The 527-nt window shown below is 64.7% G+C and carries 1 protein-coding gene; it reads left to right on the plus strand.

Annotated elements, in window-relative coordinates; genetic code table 11:
- Positions 1–527 (plus strand): IS110 family RNA-guided transposase (locus OUZ45_RS20755; protein WP_266172237.1); only part of this gene is annotated, 527 nt, incomplete at both ends.

The following is a 527-nucleotide window of genomic DNA, read 5'->3' on the forward strand; positions in this document are numbered from 1 at the left end:
GATGCCGAAGCGATCTGCGAGGCGATGAGTCGTCCGAGCATGCGCTTTGTGAGTGTGAAGAGTGTCGCGCAACAGGATCTGCAGGCGATGCATCGGGTGCGTGCGAGCCTGGTGGAGCAGCGCACCGCTAAGGGCAACCAGATCCGCGGCCTGGTCGCGGAGTACGGACTGGTGGCGCCGAGAGAAATGGCCTCGTTGCGCTGCGCGATCCCGTGCTGGCTGGAAGATGCCGACAACGGATTAAGTGCGTGCTTCCGCCGCTTGCTCGAAGGACTGCGGCGCGATCTACACACGCTGGATGAACGCGTTGCGGAATTGGACGGCCAGATCAGCGAAGCGGCCAAAGCGGATCCCGATGCGCGTCGACTTCAACAGTTGCGCGGCGTCGGTCCCGTGGTCGCCACCGCCTTGGTGGCATGCGTGGGCAATGCCACGCAGTTTGCCAGCGGCCGGCAGATGGCCGCCTCCCTCGGTCTCACGCCCCGACAACACAGCTCTGGCGGCAGGGATCGCTTGCTGGGTATCAG

Origin of the sequence: Dyella subtropica (genome assembly GCF_026283965.1) — a bacterium.
GTDB lineage: Bacteria > Pseudomonadota > Gammaproteobacteria > Xanthomonadales > Rhodanobacteraceae > Dyella_D > Dyella_D subtropica.